Here is a 21,510-nt window from a genome sequence, read left to right as displayed (position 1 = left end):
ATTAAAGGCACGCCGGAGTTGGAAACGATGTTGCGAATTCACAACCGTGACATAGTTATGCTGCGTGCCACCGTGGGCGGATTTATCCCTGCCATGCGGGCAAAAGACATTGGGGCGAGAGTGAATGAAATCCTAAAAGGGAGTGCGACTCCGCCTTTGGTGGCGATGAAGCCGATTTCCCAAGGCGTAGCCTTCTACATGGGAGGCAACCTCGCATTCGCCATCGTCTATGAAGATTTAGACCCGACGTCGGGGCAAACCATTCAGCAAGTGTCTGAAGAAGCGCAACGACGGCTGAACGTTGCAATAAAAGAATCTTTTGAAGCTCGCAGCATGACCGGTCTCGTTGAAAGCATCATCTTTGCTTCCGGAGCAACCGTTGGTTTTCTCGTGTTCTTGCTGATCATGCACAAGATGCGGATCGCGTTCCAACGGTTTGTAGACCATCATCGCCGCTTCGCGGTGGAGGCCGGAGAACGTCTTACAGCCCTGGCCCGAATCAGCCGCGGCGCGTATCGCACGTTCATTCTGCTGTCAGTCATTGGACTTGAACTAGGCGTTGCCAATCTGTGGCTCACATTTATCCTTCAGCGATTTCCATATACCCGTCCGTGGGGAGAAACCTTCAGCAGAAAGGCTCTATTGCTTCTGCTTCAGGTTGGGAGTGCCATTGCACGTGCGCTTCCCGGCTTAACAATGGTGGCGATCATCATGGCGGCCTGTTATGTCTCAACAAGAGCGATCAACAAGCTCTTCTATTCCATAAAGTCCGGAGAGATTACGCTGCAACTCATTCATCCTGAGGTCGCGGCACCCACGCGTCGATTGGTGGCGGCAGGCATCTGGATATTCGGCCTGGTGTTGGCTTATCCGAACCTGCCTGGGAGTCAAACCGACGCTTTTAAAGGTATATCCGTTCTACTGGGACTACTCGTGACTCTTGGATCTTCAGGTGTTTTTGGACAGGCGCTTTGTGGGATATTGCTTATGTATTCACGCGCTTTTAAGGCCGGCGACTACGTCAGCATCGACGCGACCGAGGGTGTCGTCATCGAGGTAGGCGCGTTATCGACCAAGATCCGTACTATAAAAAATGAAGTAGTAAATATTCCGAATTCGCTTGTCGTGACAACCCAGACTAAGAATTATTCGAAGCTACAGAAGACCACAGGCGTGATTGTTCACACAGAAGTCACGATTGGCTACAGTGCCCCTTGGCGTCAAGTGGAAGCGATGTTGCTTCTCGCCGCAGAGCACACGGAAGGAATTCGACGGTCTCCAGCTCCATTTGTCTTGCAGACAGCCCTCGGCGACTATGCGGTTCAATATCAATTAAACGCATATCTCGACCGCGCCGAGGAGAAAGTGCCAATGCTGGCTTTGCTGCACCGGCGGATTCAGGATGTATTTAATGAATATGGAGTGCAGATCATGACCCCGCATTATCGACGAGATCCTATTGAACCCCAAGTCGTACCGAAGGCCCATTGGTTCGATCCGCCGGCTAACGTCAGCGAGACCGCTGTTCCCGATACCACGATGAATGCAGGAGTCGCAAGCTAAATATCGTGGTACGTTTGCCCGTACTCACCGAATCTCTACCTCTGTAAGCTGTAACCTTTGTCAGTGGCCCTCGACAGCTTTGGCCGTCTACCATCCTGACGAACAGCCTGAATCAAGATGCCTGTGTGACTCGTGTGAAACACCATCGACCCAGGCTCTGGAATTGGCAGTTTTATTGAAATCTAGAACTGGAGAAGTCTATGTCGAGAATCACTTGCTTATCTGCCGTGCTTTTGCTGGCGGTAACATCCTTATTTGCACAGGATGTTCGCTATAACTTCGACAAGAGCGCGGACTTCAGCAAATTTAAGACCTACAAATGGGTGCCAATCAAGGGAGCTCAAACACCTAACGAACTCGTCGAACGGCAGGTGAGAGCGGCGATCGACGCGCAATTAGCAGCAAAAGGGCTCAGCAAAGTTGATTCGGATCAGGCGGATTTGTTCGTCGGCTACCAGACTGCGATCGGCCAAGATAAGCAATTTACGTCGTATAGCACCGATTGGGGATATGGAGGCGGTTGGTATCGTGGTGGATGGTATGGGGGCGCCGGTGGATCCTCGATGACTACCGGACAGACATCGACTATCTATACCGGCCAGCTAGCCGTTGACATGTACGACTCTGCCAACCACAGTCTAGTGTGGAGAGGTGTTGCCAGTAAGACCTTGGATCAGAAGGCCAAGCCCGATAAACAGGAAAAAAATCTGAACAAAGCTGTTGCGAAGCTGTTCAAGAATTATCCTCCAGGCGCCAAGAAATAGGGGGACCTAGTGCTTTCTTAACAGTTGGCTCCCTCGTGCTAAAGCCTGCAATTCGAGCCTTTCATTGACGTACTCCCGGAAGCAGCGACACTGCGCGTGATTTTTGCCCTGATCCTTTCGTCGGCGGTGGCGCTGCTCCTCTGCCGCTCCAGACGCTGGATGAACTTGGATTCTACTCTTGGAGCATTTCACGTTTACGCAGTCCGATAATCGCTCACTAAGTGCTTCTTGCACCCTTCCGCAACGCCTCCTGCCAAGAAGACGTACGCATCGCGGAGAGATCGGCCGCTGCTAAAACACTGAACTCAAATCGGAGCGAAGCGAAATGTCGCCTGAAAAGCGCTTAGATAATACTTATCCTGGGAAATGGAATCGCAATTAGCTTGGGATTCGATCGCTTTATCCGGCGTGCGCATTGATGTTCGGAGGGCTCGGGAACCATTTTGCCGCCGACAACAAAGGCTCTGTCGACATCCAGCGCGCAGGATCGTAACACGCGCTATGGAGCAGGCAGAGCCTTCGCTTAGCGGAGTCTCCGTTCAGTTTACTGACCGTGACCAAAATTGAAGACCACGCCAGCCGAATACCGAAAGCTGTTCTGATTAGCATTTTCTTCGGTAAAGAAATTGCCAAAACGTGTGAGCACGTAGTCAAACTCAGCGGGCCTGATTGAGACAACATGGTTGATTGGAAAATCAAGTCCGCCACCGAGCATCATTGCCCAGCCATTGTTCGACGGTGAATTCTGCACGCCAGGGCAGCCTGTAGCGGTAGGCTGGCAGATTGTTTTGAACGCACTGCCGTAGACGTTGCTGTGTGCAGCACCGGCCAAAGCATGCGTAAGCAGTTCCATATGCTGGCCGCGGAACTTGAGCTGCGGACCAAAAAGATAGGTAAACAGGTTGCCTGACACGCTTCCGTGCGCCCCCGAGGGAAGAGATGGGCTGGCAGGAATAGTAAAGCTATCGGTGAAGCTGCCGTATCCCTGAAGGTCCATCTTCACACCAAGATGGGAAGTGAAGTTATAGACGAATGCTCCGCCACCGCCGTTAAGGCTCTTGTTTTGCGTGAATGCCTGACTTGGGGCAAAGTGCATGTAGGAGTAGTCTAGAGAGAGCTCTGCCTTTGGATACTCCTGCGCCATTGCCGCCACTCCAAGCAACAGAACCGTTGCAAAAACAAACAGGTTTTTCAAGGTCATTTTGTTCTCCGTTTTCTCAGTGAGTCCGAAAGGCAAGCCGAGTCACCTTCCAACTTATCGATATCAATAAGACATTGATATCAATCAGCACTGTAGATGACGCCGACCAGAAGGAGCGACTGGCAAGAGTTACAGGCTGACAGTAGATGTATAAGCAGAGTGGAGTTAGCAGTTACCGAGCTGTTGCGGCCATTCGCGCTGTGCTACTGAGAGCTTGGTCCGACAGTATCGCGTCAGAAGAGCTTTTATGGCCTGGATCGGTAACGAGGTAGGTTGTTTGAGAGGGAAAAGCAAACTGAACTCCAGCTTGCTGTGCGATAGCCATAATCCCGTGCAACAGCTCCTCTTGCATCCGTAAAAATTGATTCCAATCGATCGCAAACACATAGGCAAATACTTCGATATTCAGCGAGAAGCTGGCCATTTGTAAGAATCGCACTCTCACAGTATCCCGGTCTATGTAGGGACTCGTTATCAATAAATTCCGCACACTCTCCGTCATTAAACTTATCTGTGCAGGCGTCGTCTCATATCGAACAGCGATGATTGGATGGAACCAAAACTTATCACGACACGAAATGATCTCGAGATTCATATTCGCGAGTTGGCCGTTGGGAATAACGAGCATAGTGCGATCCAAGGTGCGAATCCTGATCGATCGCAAGCCGATATCGTCTACGGTCCCAGTGATTTCGCCAACTTTCAGAACATCTCCGACACGCACCGCCTCGTCCAAGATAAGCGAAATCCCTCCGACCACATTCTCAAGCGTCTTCTGGGCTGCCAGGGCGATCGCAATACCTCCAACACCGAGGCCAGCCAGTGCGGCTGTTGGACTAATTCCAAAGTGCCGGAGCACGACCAGGAATCCCGCAAACACGAGTATCAAATCAATGGATCGGCGCAGCAGGCGTTGCACCGATGCTGCTCCCGAGGAATTTCTATTATGGCTCCGAAAACGAACATACCGCTCGCTTCTGCGATTCACGAAGATCAAAAGCCAAACGGAAGCGCAAATGCTGATCAAGGTTGCCAGCGTCGACCAGAACTGCCGCGCTATGAGCGATAGACCTACGGCCGAGAGCAACCATCTAATGCATCCCGCCACAATCAATAGACGGATGGGGTGAGGCAGCACCTGTTTGGGAGTTTGCGAAACCTGTCTAAGAAAGCGTCGAAAAGCCCAGCCAACTATCGGCACCAGCAGGCGGTTGAGCAGCCCAGTGGCAAAATAAACGAGTGGTAGACCGACAAACACAAACAGCCATTCGTATGCCGGAACCCCCAATAAATAGTTATTGACAAGTGCTGCAGGAAAAACGTCTTCAATAGAAACTTGGTGGGTTTCCTCGTAGATTTCTGGAATTGCTTCCAGCGTCGTACGAGAAAAGAGCCAAATTGGTCCTGTATCCTTCTTATCGATGCGTTCAAGCGTTACGTCAAGGCTGGTGCCGTTTACAGTTCCGACCAAATACAAATCAGGCCTGAGCAGACTGGTCGCAGTGCCTTCGGGGCGATCGCTGATTTCATTAAGACGCGCCGGCAAGCGTCTGTTCAGAACGACAAAAAGTTCCGCTGCAAGATTCGCGGTCGTCTTCGCTCCATCTCGCGCATTGAGATATTGCGCGGCGATTTGATTGTCGCCTTTGCCGGCTGCAATTAAGAATCCGAGGACTGTACCGCGGGGGGTACTGCGTCCGAGAGGATCTTTTTGTGCCGGCGGCGTAGGCGCCGGAGTAGATGGAACTCCTAATTGCCCCCATCCGGGCGCCGTCAGGCACGACATCAAAATGAGGCATGTGACAGTCCAGCAGCGGTGGAATGCACGTTCCATAGAATACGCACAGCAGAACTTTAACATTGGCAATTGTGGTTGCGCTTAAGAAGAACCGAGACTGGCAGGACTAGCAGCAGCACCAAGAATCAAGGAGTGTCCCGTATGTTTTGACAGTAACGCAAGAAACGCTATGCCATGTATTCCTGTGTTTATCAGTTCAGAGCGTTGCAGGAAGTTGGTGCGGGAGCTTAAGAATGTTGGGCGCCGTCACACGTCGCAGCTCACAAATAGTCATGGTTGTGGCCCTAATAATGAGTGTGTCTCTGATTGCGTTATCGCAGTCAGATGTTCGTGAAGTTACGCTGATCGTCAATGGTCACAGCGGAACAATCATAGTCTATCGAATTAGTGGGCAAACATTTGTTGATATCGATGCGCTTGCACGAATCGGAAACGGCTCAACGCAAATTACAGACAATCAGCTCATTCTTACGCTACCAGCGGTTTCCACTCCATCTGAGCCCACACAGGTTCCCGAAGCAATGACAAGACAATTCATGGCAGCAGCGTTGAAAGATTTAGGACTGATTAAAGAATGGCACACGACTATTGCGCATGCTCTTCAACGCGCGATACCAGGCGATGGGAGTCGTCTGGGGGTGTTTCACGATCGCGCTGCTGAGGGCCTACATCTTGCAAGTGTTGAGGCTTCAACTCAGCCCGATCGTGATGCATTGCGCTTATTAACCAATCACTTCAATCAGGTTGATAACTGGAAACACAAAGTCGTGGATGCCCGCAAAGCCATGAACACTGCGAATTATTCGCTAAGTGGAGACGGCCTGGACAAGGATGCCGACTACCAGGAGCTTTCAGCCTGCTCAGGATTTCTCAGCGCAATGCTGGCGGCAGGAAAATATTCGGATGATGGTTCCTGTCGCTAGCCGGCTAGGGTCGGCATGTCATGTACGCAGCTAACGTTCTGGCAACCTTATCAGTTCATTGGATATGTGTGTCGGGAGAGCATTGACCGTAGTCGCGGACACTTCATCGATGGCGGCGTCGCCCCTGTTCGGCCATGAAAACGAAATTTCTAGTTCCGCTAACGTTTTGTTCGATGTTACTAAGCCTCGCCTCAGCCCAATCGGTGCCCATTTCGAGTTCTGCCTCCAATGCTCCACAAATCTCCAAGCACCTGTCTGCAAAGGATGACATTACGCGCATCGGACATCGTAACGTCGGCCACCGGGGCTTCGGCAATTGGTACTCTATCGAAAGCGAAATCGCGCTGGGAAAAGAATGCTCCGGCATAGTCGAAGGTAATATAAAGCTCTTTGAGGATCGTGCCGTTACAGAGTACGTAAATGGCATTGGGCAAGCCCTGGTCCGGCATTCCGATGCAAAAATTCCATTTACGATTAGAGTGGTGGATTCCGATGACCTTAATGCGTTCAGTTTGCCGGGTGGGTTTTTATACGTGAATTACGGCGTCATTATCCGTTCTGAAAACGAAGCGGAACTCGCCGGAGTCATGGCTCACGAAGTTGCACACGTGGCTGCTCGGCATGCCACGCGACAGATGACAAGGGCCAATCTTCTAAGCCTCGCATCGCTTCCATTAAACGTTGCCGGCGGCGGAATGATTGGACAAGCGATACAGCTAGCTGTTGGTTTTGTAAAACCAATGGAAATGCTCAAGTTTTCCCGCGGCTTCGAATCAGAGGCTGATTATCTGGGATTGGAATACCTATATGCAGCCGGTTACGATCCGCAGGCATTTGTCGCCTTCCTCGAACGATCTAGTGCTGAAGAAAAGCGCACGGGGAAATGGGATGGACTGTTTTCGACACATCCATTAACCAGAACACGGATCAAGAAAAGCCAGGCAGAGATCGCAAGGATCTTTCCTGGGCGCGATTTATATGTTGTAAACACGTCCCGATTTGATGAAATCAAAGCTTACCTGCTTGCTCTTGCAGGCCCACACAAAGCAGAATCCGAACGAAAATCGCATGAACCCGGATTGAGACGAAGACTCCCTGGTTCAACTTCCAATTGAACGCGTGGTGAGCGTGCTGGTTCTAAGCTCGCTCCTCCAGCGAGGACTGAACGGGAACGCACACCAGTAGCTCTGTTCCTTGTTTAGGCTTAGAAGTAATCGCCAGCGTGCCACCGAAAGGAAGAATGCGCTCCCGAATGCTGAGTAATCCAAGGCCCACACTCTTGGCAGCCTGCTCGGGATCGAATCCTACACCTAGATCGCGAATCGCCAGTTGAATCTGGCCGGGTCTTCCAATTAGCTCTGCTTGTAATTTGCGGACTCCGCTATGTTTCACAGCATTGTGTACACCTTCTTGCAGCACACGGAGCAAAGCCAGGGCAATGTCTGGTGGGACTGTGCCGGGCAGACCCCTTTCAGTGAATTCAATTTTCACTTTCTGGTGGCGTGCAAGGTCATTACAAAATCCTCTCATCGCCGCAGCGACGCCCAGATGCTCCAATGTTACCGAGTGAAGTTCGTGCGACAATGCCTGCAAATCAGAACTTATCTCCATCGTTCGCTTCAGTAATCGCTCGATTCGTTCGTGGCGTTTTGTGTGAAACACAGGCGCGGAATCGAGTTGTTGAAGCTCGATTGCCAACATCGCCAAGCGTTGATTGATATCATCATGAAGCTCGCGCGCAATTCGCTTCCGTTCATTTTCTTGAGCTTCGATCAACCTTCTGCTGATGTTTCGTAGCACATCTTCCGCCATTCGCCGATCAGTGTCATCAATGCAGGAGCCAATGTAACCGGCAAATAAGCCGTCAGGATCAAACCTAGGCGCTCCCGTATCAAGAAGCCATCGATATTCGCCATCAGCTCGCTTAATACGATAAGAAAGGTTGAACGGGACGCGCCGATCGAAGCTGTTTGAATAGATCTCCCGCACGTTGCTGAGATCCTGCGGGTGAACGCCTTCCATCCAGCTGTCTCCGCGCTCCTCTTCCAAACTCCGGCCGGTGAATTCTAACCATCGCCGATTGAAATACGTGCGCTTCTTATCGGGATCGGCCATCCATATCAGCACAGGAGCGGAATCTGCGATGATCTGGAAGCGTACCTCGGTCTCGCGCAAGCTCTGTTCCATGCGCTTGCGTTCTGTAATGTCGACGATCTGTGACACGATATATCGCGGTTTCTTGGTTCCGGAATCGCGAATAAGAGATCTCCGTACATCACCCCAGAGGACCTGTCCATTCTTGTGAACGTACCGAGTCTCGACAGTGCTGTTACGATCATCGCCCGATTCCATTCGCTGCAGTTCACTTAGAGTCGGTTCTCTATCTTCGCTGTGAGTTATCGCAAGCAGGTCTTTTGCAGAGAGTTCGTTCCTCCCGTACCCGAGGAAGTCGCACAATGCTTTGTTAACAAAGATAAAACGTCCGGATGTGGAGGTTAGTGCCATACCAGTTGGAGCGTCGTTGAAAATGGTACGAAACCGCTCTTCGCTCTCTTGCAGGCTCTGCAGTGCACGATTGCGTTCGGTCATATCTGTGGTGGAAGCGAGCATCCATTCGTGATTCATAGCCCCCGTTTCGTTGATGTCACGGACGATGTTGGTGCAGTAGGATTCTGGCCCATTGCGATTGACGACTAATGACTTGACGATCGCGCTCACCGCAAAGCCTTTGTGGTGAAGAAAACGCTCTTCGATCTCGAAGTGCCCAAATCCATCACTCAGAAGCTTTCTTAAAAGCGAAATGTGATGCGAGCAGGTGTGGGGAAGAACGATTTCTTCGAGCGCCTTACCGCAAAGTTCCTCCTGGGTGTATCCCAACATGCGACACAGCGCAATGTTCGCCCACCTCACGTTGCCGTCGGATGCAATCTGAACGATGCCGAAGTGCGCGCGCTCATATAAACATCGGAGAAAGTCCGAACCTTCCATCGCGAGTTGCTCGGCGCGAACAACGCTGCAACAACTATTCGTGCCTGTGAACAAAGACGGCATGCTACGTATCGCAACCCGCGTCGGAATCTTAAGATAACCGTGATTAGATAGGGATAGGCTAAATCATCTTAAGTACATATCTAATTCGATTGAAATGGCAGCGTTACTGCCACTTATTACAGACCAGGACCTCGCATTTCTGACAGACACGCATTTGCTCACATTGACCCTCGTTGTGCCTTCGGGAAAAATTGTCCATCGCCCACGTCGCGTTCTCTCGTGCTTCTGCACTTTTGACAGTAGCAGCCTCGTACTGAGCTTTCTAGCATTTGCGTGGTACACCCCAATAATTCGACGGTCGCTATGGTTGCCAAAAGCGTATTGCATTGGGCTCTCCTGCTCTCACTCTCGTTCTGGTGTTTGTCTTGCGAGGGCTTTTGGGACATTCCGATAGCGTCAATAACAGTTACCCCTCCCGCGCCTTCGTTACTCACTGGCTTCAAACAGCAATTTACGGCGTCTGCTACATATGTAGACGGCAGCACCGGTGTGCTGAAGTCCCCGGTCTGGACAACTTCGAACGTTAACGTGCTGTTTATTAACGATAGCGGGGTTGCAACCACCATCGCTCCTGGTTCCGCGACGATTTCCGCAAGTGAAAGAGGTATCACGGGATCGACGACAGTCACAATCACAAGCTCTCCTCTGGTTTCTATTGAAATTAATCCCGCCAATCCTTCAATTACTGTTAGCCAGGGATCCCAACAGTTCTCGGCCACAGGTCTCTTCAGTGATGGCACCGTAACGGACATTACGAATGGGGTTTCCTGGTCATCATCGGATCTATCGATCGCAACAATAAGCAAGACCGGCTTGGCTTCTGCAGTCGGAAAAGCAGGAACCACTACGATCCAAGCCACATCCGGTACTGTCGTAGCTTCGACTACTTTGACTGTAGTTCGGTGAAGCAGCAGTGAAGGAGGTTGATCATGAAACTAGCAAATATCCCGGGGCTCCGCGGCATGGTGACCTTAGCACTTATTCTGATCGCTGCAGCATCACTTCAATCGGCCCATGCTGAAAGCGCCCGTCAGCAGGACAACTTACTCGATCAGCTCAACAACTCTCTTAAGCATCTCGCGGAAAAGGTGTCGCCGGCAGTTGTCGAAATTAAGGTATTTGGGTACGGCGCAGATGACGACTCAGACGACAGCGACGACGACAACGGCCGCCTTATCGTTAAGCAGCATGTCGTGGGTGCAGGAGTCATTCTCGATTCGAATGGCTACATTGTTACAAATGCGCACTTGGTGGATGGAGCGAAACGTGTTCAGGTTATTGTTGATGATTTTCAGTCATCCGATGTGTCGGCTCGGACCTACACCGAATCGCCGGGAAAAACTTTCGAAGCTGAGATCGTTGGCGTGCACGAAGAAACAGATTTGGCTGTCTTGAGGATCCATGGTTCTCGTTTGCCGACACTACAGTTTGCGAACTACGAAAATCTGCGACAGGGTCAGATGGTAATTGCCTTCGGTAGCCCGCTTGGCTTGCGAAACACTGCGACCATTGGAATTGTCAGTTCCGTCGGGCGCCAGATCGATCCTGGCACTCCAGTGGTATTTATTCAGACCGACGCAGCAATCAATCCAGGAAACAGTGGGGGAGCGCTAGTGGATACCACCGGCAATCTTGTAGGAATTAACACCGCTATGTTGAAGGCGGAACGTGCCGGACTTGCGATCCCCAGCGACACCGTAAAGTTTGTTTATGAGCAAATTCGACAGTCCGGACGTGTGGTCGAGGGGGATCTGGGCATGAATGTCCAAACCATCACTCCGAGCATGGCGGAGGGGCTCAGACTGCCACGTGCAACTGGCGTCATTGTCGCCGATGTACGTCCCGGTTTTCCTGCAGAAAGCGTGGGAATTCAATCGGACGACATCATTACGGCCGCGGACGGTCAAGTAGTCCAGAGCGCTCTGGAATTTATCACTCTGATGTATCGAAAAAGACCAGGTGACTTCATGTCACTTCGGCTGCTGCGCAGAACTAAATCGCTTAATGTGACGGTAAAGGTTGCTGAGAAATCTCCCGAATTGGATCCTGGCAGCCAAGCCGTAGATGTAGACAAAGATTTAATAAGCGCGTTAAACATCATAGGCCTGGACGTGGACAATACCGTGGCAGCTACGGTTCCAGGAATACGCATGCGGTCCGGCGTTCTAGTGACAGGAAGATGCTCGAGACGAGACGACATGCAAATTTCACTCAATGTGGGAGACCTGATTCATGCCGTGAATGGCAGTGCGGTACACAGTGTCGCTGAACTCAGAGCGATGCTGGCGAAACTACCCTCTGGTTCTCCTGTCGTATTGAAGGTGGAGCGCAAGAAGCAACTTCTGTACGTCGTAGCAGAAGTTGAGTGAAACGAGCAACACTCACCCAACAACGGCTTTCATTTCCGCGCATCTGCGGCATTTCACACCACCGTCGGTGTTAACGTTGCACCTGGGCAACGACTCCCCAGCAACCTCCCATTAATATCGGCAGTGATTCTTGCGTTGCTGCCTTCTTCGAATGACATGATCTTCACTGGTCAAACGACGCTTGGCCCTTTTCGATTTGAAGGCAACGCAAAAGGAGCTGCCCTCGTTGACCACAAAGATTTTGCATATCGAAGATTTTGGCCTGTTCCGCGACTACATTCGGCAGTTCCTAAAGACCCACAGCTCATTTCAGATTGCCGCCGAGGCACACGATGGAATCGCTGGAGTACTGAAAGCCGGAGAGCTGCAGCCGGACATTATTCTGCTCGACATTGATCTTCCATTGCTCGGGGGAATTGAAGCTGCCCGAAGGATTGCGCATGTTGCGCCTCATGCACGCATTCTGTTTCTCTCGCAACAGGACTCGCCTGAAATCATTGCCGAGACATTCCGCTCCGGTGCCTGGGCATATATCAGGAAGGCTGATGTCGGTCGCGAGCTGCTTCAGGCGCTGAAGTCAGTCAGCAACGGAGCTTTGTACATAAACAGTTATTCAGCTCATCGTCCATTCGAGTCATGTCTCGCCCGTTCGCTGCATGGTCAAAATGGTGATTCGAACGATGCTCTACGCAAGGAACCATACTGCGAGCCCAGCAACAATTCCAATCAGGAGGATGATTGCAACGCTCACAAATTCCGTGAGCTTCCTTCTTTTCGCTCGAGATCGCGGCCGCGGTATTTCGCTAACGTTCGGTAAGCATTCTCGAAAATCATTTGCTGAATCCAAATAACTGATTTCCATCCAAATCAGCGCATGATTTAAGAGTGTTGGTTCCTTTGAAGTGAACGCTTGACCAGTGCGATGCATGGCTCATCTACAATTCGGGCTATTGCTGAGCTGTAAGTATCAGCGGCTTCTGGCTAATGATGGGCACTTCGATCTTGCGTCCCAGTAAATTGTTAAAGGCAATTGTCTTGGGCCCAACCGACACCAGGAAGTCCAAGCCGGCGCGATGAGTGACCGTATCGAGGCCGTCCGGCGGAGTGTAAACAACCACATACATTGTTTGGCCCACTTTGACGGAAACATCATATTTTCGATCGCGCGGATGTTGGTCATCCTCCCCAGGATGTTTCGCTACCGCCATGATGGTCCCAACCTGCCATTTGGATTGATGTTCTTGACCGAAGACCGACGAAACAACAACGGCAACGAAGCAGAATAAAAGCAGTGCAGATATGCCGCGGACGTACACGAACACCTCCTGGATCTACCCTTAAGGACAATTCACCAATTCCGTTTTACGATAGTCGCGCAGCAACTCCTGAGCGACTGGCAGAACTGATAGTTAGCGCGACGGACTATTAGCAAGATTGTTCGGGCTGTTAATTCTGACGGGTGGCGTGAACTCGTGCATGGTTGAAAGTGATCGAGAGACTCATTCTCGAGTGGTGCGGGCTCGAAAATCGGGCTTTCGAACAATTCTGATTGCAGAAGAGCAGCCTTGTGTTTTTCTTTTACAGCACGTGGGTTTCATGATTTCTGGTTTACGCGAATAGCTGTCGCACATCTGATGGGAATGTGTCTGTTGTGCGGCTTGTCAATCGGACAAACAGTAGATAAGCCCTCCTCCACCCAATCGCCATCCGTTGGCACATCCTCGTCACAGAACTCCGGCACGACCAAAAAACGCCGTGGCGAGTTCGTGATCGCTCCCATTCCCGTATCGAGCCCTGCGTTAGGCACCGGAATCATTCCAGTTGTGGGATACATTTTTCGTGTCGATAAGGAGGATCAAGTCTCGCCTCCATCGGTTCTCGGAGCGGCAGGTTTGATTACCGATAATGGCAGCCGCGCCTTTGCCCTTGCCGGACAGTTGTACTTGAAGCGAGATACCTACCGCGTCACCTCTGCTTTTCTTCAAGGCAATCTGAATTACAACCTGTACGGAATTGGTGTCGGAGCGGGGAATGCGGGAGTAAAGCTGCCCCTGACACAAGAAGGGTCTGTATTCCTCGGAGAGATCCTGCGCCGGATCAAATGGCAGTTCTTTGTTGGCCCGCGGATAATTGCTGGACACTCATCAGTTGTAACTCGATCAAATGGAGACCTTGGCGCCTCCGTTCCGCCGGATATTGGTTTGGATACGAAATTAACGTCACTCGGCTTCGTTATTAATCGCGATACACGCGATAATCGCTTCTTTCCACGAGCCGGTACGATGTTCGAGTTCACTTCAGACTTCTTCGACACTGCGCTTGGGAGCAAGTACTCGTTTCAGTCCTTTCGCACTACTTTTAATAAATACTGGGGCTTAACAAATAAGCAGGTTCTCGCATACAACGCACATTTTTGTGCGACTGGCGGCGATCCGCCGTTCTATGGAAACTGCATCTATGGCACCCATAACGAACTGCGCGGCTACGAAGCTGGGCGATACATCGACCGCTTCATGGTAGCAACTCAGTTGGAATATCGAGTGTCCCTGCCCAAGCGCTTTGGCGTGGTAGGCTTTGGCGGTATCGGCGGTGTCGCACCTGGTGCGCGGAAGTTTTTTTACAGCAGCTCGTTTCTTCCTGCTGGCGGAGGAGGGATACGGTTCCTCCTAAGTAAGTCCTATCACGTGAACCTTCGGGCTGATATAGCTGCTGGAAAGAATGAACATACTGTAAGCATGGGAATAAGCGAGGCTTTTTAACCATCCGCCATCTAATCGACCAGGAACTCAAAACGATGCGCCGGATCGCGTGACTCGCGATCCGTCGCATCCTAAAGGTTCGAACTAAATTCAATGTTCGTGAACCTTGCCACGGTTTATGCCGCCGATCTTGCTGCCATTTTCTCGGCGACTTTCGTCGCGGCCAGGCTCTGGACCAGACGTCGGCTACGTTCCACAAACGCCAACTTGTCGGCAAGGCAGCTTTCAAGCAGGACTCCCACCGCGTAATGACCGGAGATGTCGGCTGCGGCAATCAATGATCTGTACTCCGCAATGCGAAGGTGCGTCACCTGGTTCGCTTTTGCCAGCACGAACAGGTTTCGAACCGTCGGGCTTTGGATTTCCGCTATTTCGCTGCGGAAATCTTCCAGGAAGGCGTCATATAGCCGGCTGCTGGTTTTTACTGGTTTTTCTTCGATGACCTTGAAGCATTGATCAAGCGTGTCGAGAATTTTCCGCGAGATGAAGAGTCGCGCTTCCAACGCTTCGCGTACATCTGGATCCTGCACATGCGTCGTGAATTCCTGTACGAGGTTCGTTGCCCGTTCAGTGCCTTGTTGAAGATTACTCAACATATACACAAACAACTCTCTGGGATTCTTAATTGCCATCGTCATTCTCCTTTTGTTCTTGATTCGAGTTGATCTGACGGAAGCGGAGTACGTTGCGTTGAGACGGCTTTAAGGTTAAGGCAGAGGATTCAGAGGTGGGAAGTTGTCAAAACTACTAGTGAAGCCACCAAGAGGCGTGCGCTTTCGTCTGGCGATAATTTGCAACCGACTCAAATAGCGGTTTTGGAGGAGAAGACGCGGAACTCTTGCTCGGTGCCAAACAAAATTAGCAATTGCCCCGCGTTGGAATCATCGAAAAGCTGGAAGCTCAGCCCAACAGCCAACATGATGGTATTGCAGAGGCTATTTCTTTTTGCCTTGTTCGCGTCGTTTGGCCCATCGTGCTCTTTGGGCTGCCGCGATTTTCTGCCGGGCCTCAGCGCTCAGTCGGCGAGGCCCGCGCTTGCCGGCCTGAGATGAAGAGGAGCCGGAAACAGAACTGGCCTCGTGTTTTCGGGCCGCCCATCTACGGCGTTGAGCGGCCGCTATCCGTGCTCGTGCTTCCGCCGATAGATGACGGGGGCCTCGTCTACCAGAGCGGCTCGCACTTCCGTTTTGAGTTTGTAATGCAGAAATCGCGGCGGTAATTCGGTTTCGCTCGACTACAAGCGAATTCACAATTTCGCGAACATTCATATGTGCTCCTCTTTTGAAAGTAGAGATTGTACCAGTCTTCCAGCTCAGTTTTGCCTCAGCCACCCCAAGGCCGGTTCCTCCGGCTCGAAGGGCCGGGGCATTGCTTCTGGAATTACGAAAAATCGATTTTAGTATGCTGCCGAGAATCAGGGATCGGATTTTATAGATTTCGGCTTTGTTAGGCGGTCTTTCGAAATCAAGAAGGCCGGCGCCAACGAGGAACGCACGACAAAAACATAGATTCGGTTCATGAAGGCATTTGGACTCGCCCCACGCAGGCTTTTGATTCCCACGACCGCCGACGAAATCTTAAGAATCGCCGAAGTAGGGTGATTAGTACTCGTTCATGAATCCGCGAGTCTATGGCTGTCTGCAATGGTTTGCCTCAATGCAGCAATCCAAGGCCAGGTCTCAGTTAGAGTGAGTCGCTCTTGCGCCCAGTTGATTATGGGAAACATGCGGCGTTCTTTGGCCGTCCGATAGTACCGACCAAAGATAAAGAACGATTCCTGCAAACATCAGCAAGCCGCCAATCGCGAGAAAAACGATAAAGCTGATTGGATTGTTCCAGGCAAGTGTCAGCAACTCCGCAATGAGTCCAAGAGCGATGAGGGTGCCAGCGATTCGCAAGCGCTGAGCCATACTGATTTCCTTATTTCCCACATCATTCTCCTTTCCAATACTTTGCCTGGCCTAAAGTCTCGGTGTTATGTACCTGATCATGGCACCCAGACGATAGGCAAGACAATTTGTTGCTCTTGATATCAGCCATGATCTGCGGGTCGGCGTTGTGGGTAACTCCCTCTTCGAAGGTGCGAGCCCCCAAATGGCAGTGCAGGCACTCGCGATTGTTATAGGGATGGTAGAGGTGCAGCGGCGGCTGGGGATTGCCGAAATATTGAGCGTAAATGTGATGCAGTCCCCGCCATTTTGCTTTGATAGAGCCGTACATCACGTAATCACTATGGCACGTATAGCAGGCCAGATCGCGGGGTACACGATTATTCTGGTAGTGGGAAGCAGGCAGCCACGTAGGGTCATCGACGTGGAGACTGCGCCCGTAGGGCTCCATGAGATGGCAGGAAAGGCAGAACGATGTCTGCTTGGATCTATCCATATGGTTCTTGTAACCAAGTCCGGCAGAAAGCAGAGGCAGAACGAAAAGTGCAAGAAAAGCGAGAACCTTTCCGCCACGACTCAGCGTAATCGCAGGAGCCGTCGCCACGAGAGCAATGGCTACAACACTGGTAATCAGTAGCGCATAGATCCACCCAACCGGCACCCTACCCTCCCATCGCAGCTACTTCATGCTTATTTATCCTGCGCGACTTGCATCGGCCAGTTACCTGATCGCCTGTATGAATTACATGATGCTGAACTTCCTCGATCTTCCGCTAAAACGCCCAGCGCAATGACAGCGTTGCGTTATTTGCATGGAAATAGCGCGGATCCGTAGGACCCACGAAAGATTTCTCGCCGTATTGGTAATAATTCCATCCTGCTTTGGCCGTCAGGTCATGTCCGATATCGACTGCAACATTGATTACAGGCTCATGATAGTTAGACTGCAAAGATCCAAATGGTTGCAGACTGTTGAACTGCGGAACTTGTCCACCAATGCTCGTAATGCCATAGCCGAACTGCGTCGTTACACGGGGGACTGGTTTCACCATCACTAACGCCATGCCGTAGTGACTGTTGTTTGTGTACTTGCCCGTAGTAAGAAGGGGATTACTGCTATCGTCGAACCCGTTGGCAGTGCAGCTGCCGGCATTGGCAACCACGGGCAGCGACTTGTCAGCATCGTTGAAACATACGAAGGAGCTCTGCAGATAATCGCTGTAGTTGTAGACGAGATCGAGCCCAAATCTTTCTTTCGGCGCCAGTGAAGCAGTGAATCCATAATTGTGACTGTGCCCGCGATAATCCGTCAGCGAGTCGGCGTTGGAGGCGTTCCACAGATTAATTGAGCCTCCGACGATTGCCCACGGCCTTATCGTGTAGTTCGCTTGGATTCGCTCTCGATTTTCCTTGCGCGGACCGATGTTCACGATGACGTCGTCGTAGTTGGAATGCTCCCAATCAAAATTGAATCGGAGCGTCGTCATTGGTTTGAACCAAAATCCAAACAAGGGCGTGTATTCATGAACGATGATGCGGTCCTGATCACCGGTTGTGAAGTCCAGGATGTGATGAAAGACTTTGTCGCTATAACGGAAGCCGATACGGCTGCCGAAATGCTTGGATCCATCCCAGACCAAGTCAGTTTGATTTCTCTTCAAGCTCTGGTTAAACGAAAGTTGATTTGTCGTGATCGTACTCGTAGGCGTGGTGTCACTCATAGGAGTGACCAACGAGCAGGTATTCAGGTTGTTGCACGTCCAATCAGACGTTGTATCTGTGAAGGCTTCCGGAATCCGGTAGGCCCAGAAACGAAAAGTATCAACTAGTCGGAAATGTTGCCATAGCTGCAGAGTTGCGCTGAAGTCGGCTACGTTAGAAATAGCATTCGCCTGTGCCGGGCCGGTGACGGTTTCCTGGCGAATATCCGAGCGCTGCATCAGCCCATTGAAGAATTCGTTCAAGGGAGCAGTCATGTCGGTTGAGCTGTAGGAGTATGACGAGCTCAGCTCCAATCGATGGAAGTACGAGCCGTGCAAGCTAACCTGCTCAGTGGGAGTAGACGTGCGAGTGCGATTCGAGCGATTGTACGCGTAATATGCGTTGCACTGAGTATTTGTAAGAGTACCTGTGGGATCGATGAGTGTCGTTGCTGGTCCCACGACAGCGCACGGATTCTTGTTGAGAGTATCTATCGGAAGGCCAAGCTCCACGGTGGATGGAATTCCAGAAGGCGGTGCAGGGACGAACGCGGAGGCGAACTGTGCAAGGTTCCACGTCGTGTCACCCTTGTAATAATCAAAGACCTGGTCGTAGCTGATCACAGTGTGGGGTAAAACCTTTAGGTCCGCTCCGAAGCGATAGGAGTTCACGGTCGTGTTCCACGGTTGATCAAGCAGAGCGTCAGTGCCCTCGTGAACACTGCTGAATGAAAAGCCCGTCATGTTATTGTGCGAGTAACCCACATGGAAACTCACGACAGACTGTGGTAAGAGCGTGAGGTCAAGATCGGTCATACGTCGGCGTGTCCCGAATGTATGAGGGGATGAAGCAACGGGAATGCTTGGACTCGAGGTAAACGGATTCAATGGGTTCGCGAGCAGGTTATAGTCAAAGTCGTTGTGGTCGCGACGGAAAACCCCGCGAAAGTCGTACCAGTTGCCCTTATCAACTCGGGCACTCAGTGTGTTGTTTGGATCACCGCCCCATCCGAGGCTGCTAAGAAAAAGATTGTCGAACAACACGCCATCGTGCACGCGCGATTGCATGGAGAGTGTCTGGTCAAGCAGTCGTGGGCCGCTGGGCAGGTTGACGAGGGATTTGTACATCGCCTCGCTGCCGGTCACGTCAGAGCCTCGGTAGCCGAACTCGATTGCCTGATGGACCAGATAAGTCCCTCCCTCACTTGGCTGCTGCTGCGTCTCGCCTTGATCAACCTGTTTTTCTGCAGACTGTCCAAAGGCTGTGACCTGAAAGAGCAGGCCGATCGCCAGAAATAACGCCAGCCGATTTGAATTCGAGGTCATGTCCTAACTCTCTTGCGGCCCGGTGTTCTCAAGTTCTCACCTGAAGAACACACTGCTGGCATTCGATCCGTGAATTGCCGAGTGACACATCGTGCATGCCTGATATTTAGCTGCCTGGTTATGCGCAGGTCCCCCCGGTCCCAGCGCAGGAAATGTATGACACTGCAGGCACTGGAGGTTGACTTGGCTCACTCGCAACAAACGTGCATTCGTAGATCCATGCGGCATGTGGCAACTGCTACATCCTTCTGTTTTTACGGGCACGTGCTCGTAGACGAACGGACCTCGTTTATCTGCGTGGCATCTGACGCAGGCTGCGTCTCCGTTGGCCATCACCTTCACTTGCCGAAGAGTTGTGGTTCCATGGACGTTATGACAATCGGCGCAGCGAACCAGACCTTCATTTACACGATGATGAAAGGGCTTGAGAAAATCGGCTTTGGCAGCGGTATGGCATCCGTAGCAAAGTTGAGGCTGCTTTTCGACCAACAGATTTTCGGCCTGTTTAGCGTGGTGAGGCGAATGACAATCTAAGCAACCGACATCGTTGTTAGCATGCGCCGAAGCGGAGAAATGTCGTTGCTCGTGGCTGTCGGCATGACAGCTTAAGCAGCGGGCATTTACCTCTTTTCGCGAGAGCGTCTTAAAGTTGACGATTTTCGTGACATCGCCGCCCGCATCGATGTGTTCGGATCCGGGACCGTGACAAGATTCGCAACCGTGTCCACCGGCAAGAGTCGTTTTGAAATGTGGAGTATTTTCGAAGTTTTGCTTGTATAGATCTTCGTGACACGTCTTGCAGGTTTCTGAGCCTCGATACTCAGCAACCTGTTTTCCGGTGGGCTCGCTGGTCTGCTCTTGCGGACTGGCTCCGGAAACCGGTCCGGCAAGAAGCAAACAGATTACGGCCAGAAGTAAGTCTGGCAAACCTATGGCCCATCTACTCACCTTCACCGCATCAATCCTTCTTCTGTAAACGCGCGGGCGCTTGTGACTCTACTGCAAAGCCTTTATGTACTCGGCAATGGCTTTGGCGTGTTCCTCGCTGATTCCCGATAATCCCTTTTTGTGAGGAGGTTTGCTGTCCGGCTTACCCTTGGTTATCTGTTGCACGATCTGGTCCTGATCTAATTGCGTTCCCTTCAGCGCGGGCCCAGATTTGCCTTCTCCACTCGCACCATGGCACGAGGCACATTTTTTCTTGTAGAGTGTCGCTCCATCATTTGCTCCCCATGAGACCGCAGATACGCCTAGAAGCAATGCACAGACAACCGCACTTTTGAATTTCATTAGGATTCTCCAATTGCGCTTTGTAATGGTTCGTCTCACTCCTCACTCTGGCCGCCACCGCAATGGCGTGTACTCTTTGCACGCAAACGTATAAATAGCTTTGCGCGGAAATTGATGAAGAGTTTAGGAAGCTAAATTGCGACCTGACACTGGCATGAATGACAGGCTTATTCGCGGAAAATGTGCACTACTTTTGCTGTGGCTAATCTCGCTGGAAGCATACAAACGCTCATGGATTCGCCGAATAAAGTATCGAGGGAAAGCAATCCGAAAGACCTGGAGCAATCGTGCGCTCAGAGTCCGAGAAGATTCAACCGCAGGGACCTGCTGAAGTTAGCGATCGGTAGTAGTGTCGGCCTCGCGCTCGATAGCATTATCGACGTACCTTCCGTAAGGGCCGCCACCAAGAAGCTAAAGCTCGCGAACGTAAACGAATTCACGACATCCTGCAACTTTTGTTCCTGTGGCTGCGGCATGATCGCCGCGGTGCGCGATGGGAAGCTGATTGCCATGGAAGGTGATTACGACCACATCGTGAACCGTGGGTCACTATGCGTGAAGGGTGTTTCGATGTTCGCGACACACAGCTCGCCGAAGCGACTGGCAAAGCCGCGCTACCGTGCGCCCGGAAGCGATCATTGGGTGGAGATCAGTTGGGAAGATGCCGTGGAGAAGGTCGCCCGGAAAATCCGCACGACTCGGGATGCCACATGGATTGCCACTGAGAAGCTGGGCGACGCTGAAGTTCCAGTCAATCGGACAGATGCGATTGCGTTTATGGGAGGCGCTCAGAACACCAACGAGGAGTGCTACCTCTTTCAGAAAGCGGCGCGTCTTCTGGGGACCGCATTCGTTGAGCATCAGGCGCGACTTTGAC

At 51.6% G+C, this 21,510-nt stretch carries 18 protein-coding genes; 9 read left to right on the top strand and 9 right to left on the bottom strand.

Annotation, left to right across the window (positions count from 1 at the left end; genetic code table 11):
- The first annotated feature begins 27 nt into the window (after positions 1-27).
- Positions 28-1,563, top strand: coding sequence for a mechanosensitive ion channel domain-containing protein (locus tag VFU50_11585; GenBank protein HEU5233495.1), 1,536 nt, complete (start codon positions 28-30; stop codon positions 1,561-1,563).
- Positions 1,564-1,763: 200 nt separating this feature from the next.
- A complete protein-coding gene (locus VFU50_11580; GenBank protein ID HEU5233494.1) occupies positions 1,764-2,327 on the top strand; it encodes a DUF4136 domain-containing protein in 564 nt (187 codons plus the stop codon).
- A 544-nt stretch (positions 2,328-2,871) separates the two neighbouring features.
- Here the strand turns inward: VFU50_11580 and VFU50_11575 are convergent.
- Complete coding sequence (locus VFU50_11575; protein ID HEU5233493.1) at positions 2,872-3,528, bottom strand: outer membrane beta-barrel protein; 657 nt, start codon at positions 3,526-3,528, stop codon at positions 2,872-2,874.
- 172 nt (positions 3,529-3,700) lie between these two features.
- Positions 3,701-5,362 carry a mechanosensitive ion channel family protein gene (locus VFU50_11570; GenBank protein ID HEU5233492.1) on the bottom strand — a complete coding sequence of 554 codons (1,662 nt, stop codon included), beginning with the start codon at positions 5,360-5,362 and terminating at the stop codon, positions 3,701-3,703.
- A 197-nt stretch (positions 5,363-5,559) separates the two neighbouring features.
- Between VFU50_11570 and VFU50_11565 the strand changes: the two genes are divergently transcribed.
- Together VFU50_11565 and VFU50_11560 are read left to right on the top strand one after the other, a co-directional pair.
- Entirely contained in the window at positions 5,560-6,249 is a 690-nt protein-coding gene (locus tag VFU50_11565; GenBank protein HEU5233491.1) for a hypothetical protein, read from the top strand.
- 134 nt (positions 6,250-6,383) lie between these two features.
- Positions 6,384-7,364 (top strand): M48 family metallopeptidase, encoded by a 981-nt coding sequence (locus VFU50_11560; GenBank protein ID HEU5233490.1) that lies wholly within the window; start codon positions 6,384-6,386, stop codon positions 7,362-7,364.
- 22 nt (positions 7,365-7,386) lie between these two features.
- Here the strand turns inward: VFU50_11560 and VFU50_11555 are convergent, their stop codons facing one another.
- Entirely contained in the window at positions 7,387-9,300 is a 1,914-nt protein-coding gene (locus VFU50_11555; protein ID HEU5233489.1) for a PAS domain S-box protein, read from the bottom strand.
- A 929-nt stretch (positions 9,301-10,229) separates the two neighbouring features.
- On the opposite strand from VFU50_11555, the gene VFU50_11550 reads away from it, so the two are divergent.
- Both VFU50_11550 and VFU50_11545 read left to right on the top strand, forming a co-directional pair.
- Positions 10,230-11,669, top strand: coding sequence for a trypsin-like peptidase domain-containing protein (locus VFU50_11550; GenBank protein ID HEU5233488.1), 1,440 nt, complete (start codon positions 10,230-10,232; stop codon positions 11,667-11,669).
- 226 nt (positions 11,670-11,895) lie between these two features.
- Positions 11,896-12,486, top strand: a complete 591-nt coding sequence (locus VFU50_11545; protein HEU5233487.1) for a response regulator — start codon at positions 11,896-11,898, stop codon at positions 12,484-12,486.
- A 130-nt stretch (positions 12,487-12,616) separates the two neighbouring features.
- Here the strand turns inward: VFU50_11545 and VFU50_11540 are convergent, their stop codons facing one another.
- Positions 12,617-12,985: a hypothetical protein gene (locus VFU50_11540; GenBank protein ID HEU5233486.1), complete on the bottom strand. Its 369-nt coding sequence runs from the start codon at positions 12,983-12,985 to the stop codon at positions 12,617-12,619.
- Positions 12,986-13,492: 507 nt separating this feature from the next.
- On the opposite strand from VFU50_11540, the gene VFU50_11535 reads away from it, so the two are divergent.
- Positions 13,493-14,428: a BamA/TamA family outer membrane protein gene (locus tag VFU50_11535; GenBank protein ID HEU5233485.1), complete on the top strand. Its 936-nt coding sequence runs from the start codon at positions 13,493-13,495 to the stop codon at positions 14,426-14,428.
- 116 nt (positions 14,429-14,544) lie between these two features.
- On the opposite strand, the gene VFU50_11530 is transcribed toward VFU50_11535, so the two are convergent.
- From VFU50_11530 to VFU50_11515, 4 genes are all read right to left on the bottom strand, one after another.
- Positions 14,545-15,060 (bottom strand): DUF892 family protein, encoded by a 516-nt coding sequence (locus VFU50_11530; GenBank protein HEU5233484.1) that lies wholly within the window; start codon positions 15,058-15,060, stop codon positions 14,545-14,547.
- Positions 15,061-16,107: 1,047 nt separating this feature from the next.
- A complete protein-coding gene (locus tag VFU50_11525) occupies positions 16,108-16,338 on the bottom strand; it encodes a hypothetical protein (protein HEU5233483.1) in 231 nt (76 codons plus the stop codon).
- Positions 16,339-16,360: 22 nt separating this feature from the next.
- Positions 16,361-16,978, bottom strand: coding sequence for a NapC/NirT family cytochrome c (locus VFU50_11520; protein HEU5233482.1), 618 nt, complete (start codon positions 16,976-16,978; stop codon positions 16,361-16,363).
- 112 nt (positions 16,979-17,090) lie between these two features.
- Positions 17,091-19,343 carry a hypothetical protein gene (locus tag VFU50_11515; protein HEU5233481.1) on the bottom strand — a complete coding sequence of 751 codons (2,253 nt, stop codon included), beginning with the start codon at positions 19,341-19,343 and terminating at the stop codon, positions 17,091-17,093.
- 363 nt (positions 19,344-19,706) lie between these two features.
- Here VFU50_11515 and VFU50_11510 point away from each other — a divergent pair, with 363 nt between their 5' ends.
- Positions 19,707-19,877: a hypothetical protein gene (locus VFU50_11510; protein ID HEU5233480.1), complete on the top strand. Its 171-nt coding sequence runs from the start codon at positions 19,707-19,709 to the stop codon at positions 19,875-19,877.
- 462 nt (positions 19,878-20,339) lie between these two features.
- Here VFU50_11510 and VFU50_11505 read toward each other — a convergent pair whose 3' ends face one another.
- The gene (locus VFU50_11505; protein ID HEU5233479.1) at positions 20,340-20,633 is read right to left on the bottom strand and encodes a cytochrome c; all 294 of its coding nucleotides are present in this window, start codon (positions 20,631-20,633) and stop codon (positions 20,340-20,342) included.
- Between the two features lie 198 nt (positions 20,634-20,831).
- On the opposite strand from VFU50_11505, the gene VFU50_11500 reads away from it, so the two are divergent.
- Entirely contained in the window at positions 20,832-21,509 is a 678-nt protein-coding gene (locus VFU50_11500) for a hypothetical protein (protein HEU5233478.1), read from the top strand.
- The last annotated feature ends 1 nt before the right edge of the window (position 21,510 follow it).

Source organism: Terriglobales bacterium, assembly GCA_035764005.1.
Lineage (GTDB): Bacteria > Acidobacteriota > Terriglobia > Terriglobales > Acidobacteriaceae > Gp1-AA112.
Note: the sequence above shows the minus strand (reverse complement) of the source record. Positions and strands in the feature narration are given on the sequence as shown.

Bases quoted from the DNA above. Each gene is read 5' to 3' on its own strand.
- VFU50_11585 (HEU5233495.1), top strand. From the start codon at position 28: ATGTTGCGAATTCACAACCGTGACATAGTTATGCTGCGTGCCACCGTG.
- VFU50_11580 (HEU5233494.1), top strand. From the start codon at position 1,764: ATGTCGAGAATCACTTGCTTATCTGCCGTGCTTTTGCTGGCGGTAACA.
- VFU50_11575 (HEU5233493.1), bottom strand. From the start codon at position 3,528: ATGACCTTGAAAAACCTGTTTGTTTTTGCAACGGTTCTGTTGCTTGGA.
- VFU50_11570 (HEU5233492.1), bottom strand. From the start codon at position 5,362: ATGGAACGTGCATTCCACCGCTGCTGGACTGTCACATGCCTCATTTTG.
- VFU50_11565 (HEU5233491.1), top strand. From the start codon at position 5,560: ATGTTGGGCGCCGTCACACGTCGCAGCTCACAAATAGTCATGGTTGTG.
- VFU50_11560 (HEU5233490.1), top strand. From the start codon at position 6,384: ATGAAAACGAAATTTCTAGTTCCGCTAACGTTTTGTTCGATGTTACTA.
- VFU50_11555 (HEU5233489.1), bottom strand. From the start codon at position 9,300: ATGCCGTCTTTGTTCACAGGCACGAATAGTTGTTGCAGCGTTGTTCGC.
- VFU50_11550 (HEU5233488.1), top strand. From the start codon at position 10,230: ATGAAACTAGCAAATATCCCGGGGCTCCGCGGCATGGTGACCTTAGCA.
- VFU50_11530 (HEU5233484.1), bottom strand. From the start codon at position 15,060: ATGGCAATTAAGAATCCCAGAGAGTTGTTTGTGTATATGTTGAGTAAT.
- VFU50_11525 (HEU5233483.1), bottom strand. From the start codon at position 16,338: ATGGCTCAGCGCTTGCGAATCGCTGGCACCCTCATCGCTCTTGGACTC.
- VFU50_11515 (HEU5233481.1), bottom strand. From the start codon at position 19,343: ATGACCTCGAATTCAAATCGGCTGGCGTTATTTCTGGCGATCGGCCTG.
- VFU50_11510 (HEU5233480.1), top strand. From the start codon at position 19,707: ATGGACGTTATGACAATCGGCGCAGCGAACCAGACCTTCATTTACACG.
- VFU50_11505 (HEU5233479.1), bottom strand. From the start codon at position 20,633: ATGAAATTCAAAAGTGCGGTTGTCTGTGCATTGCTTCTAGGCGTATCT.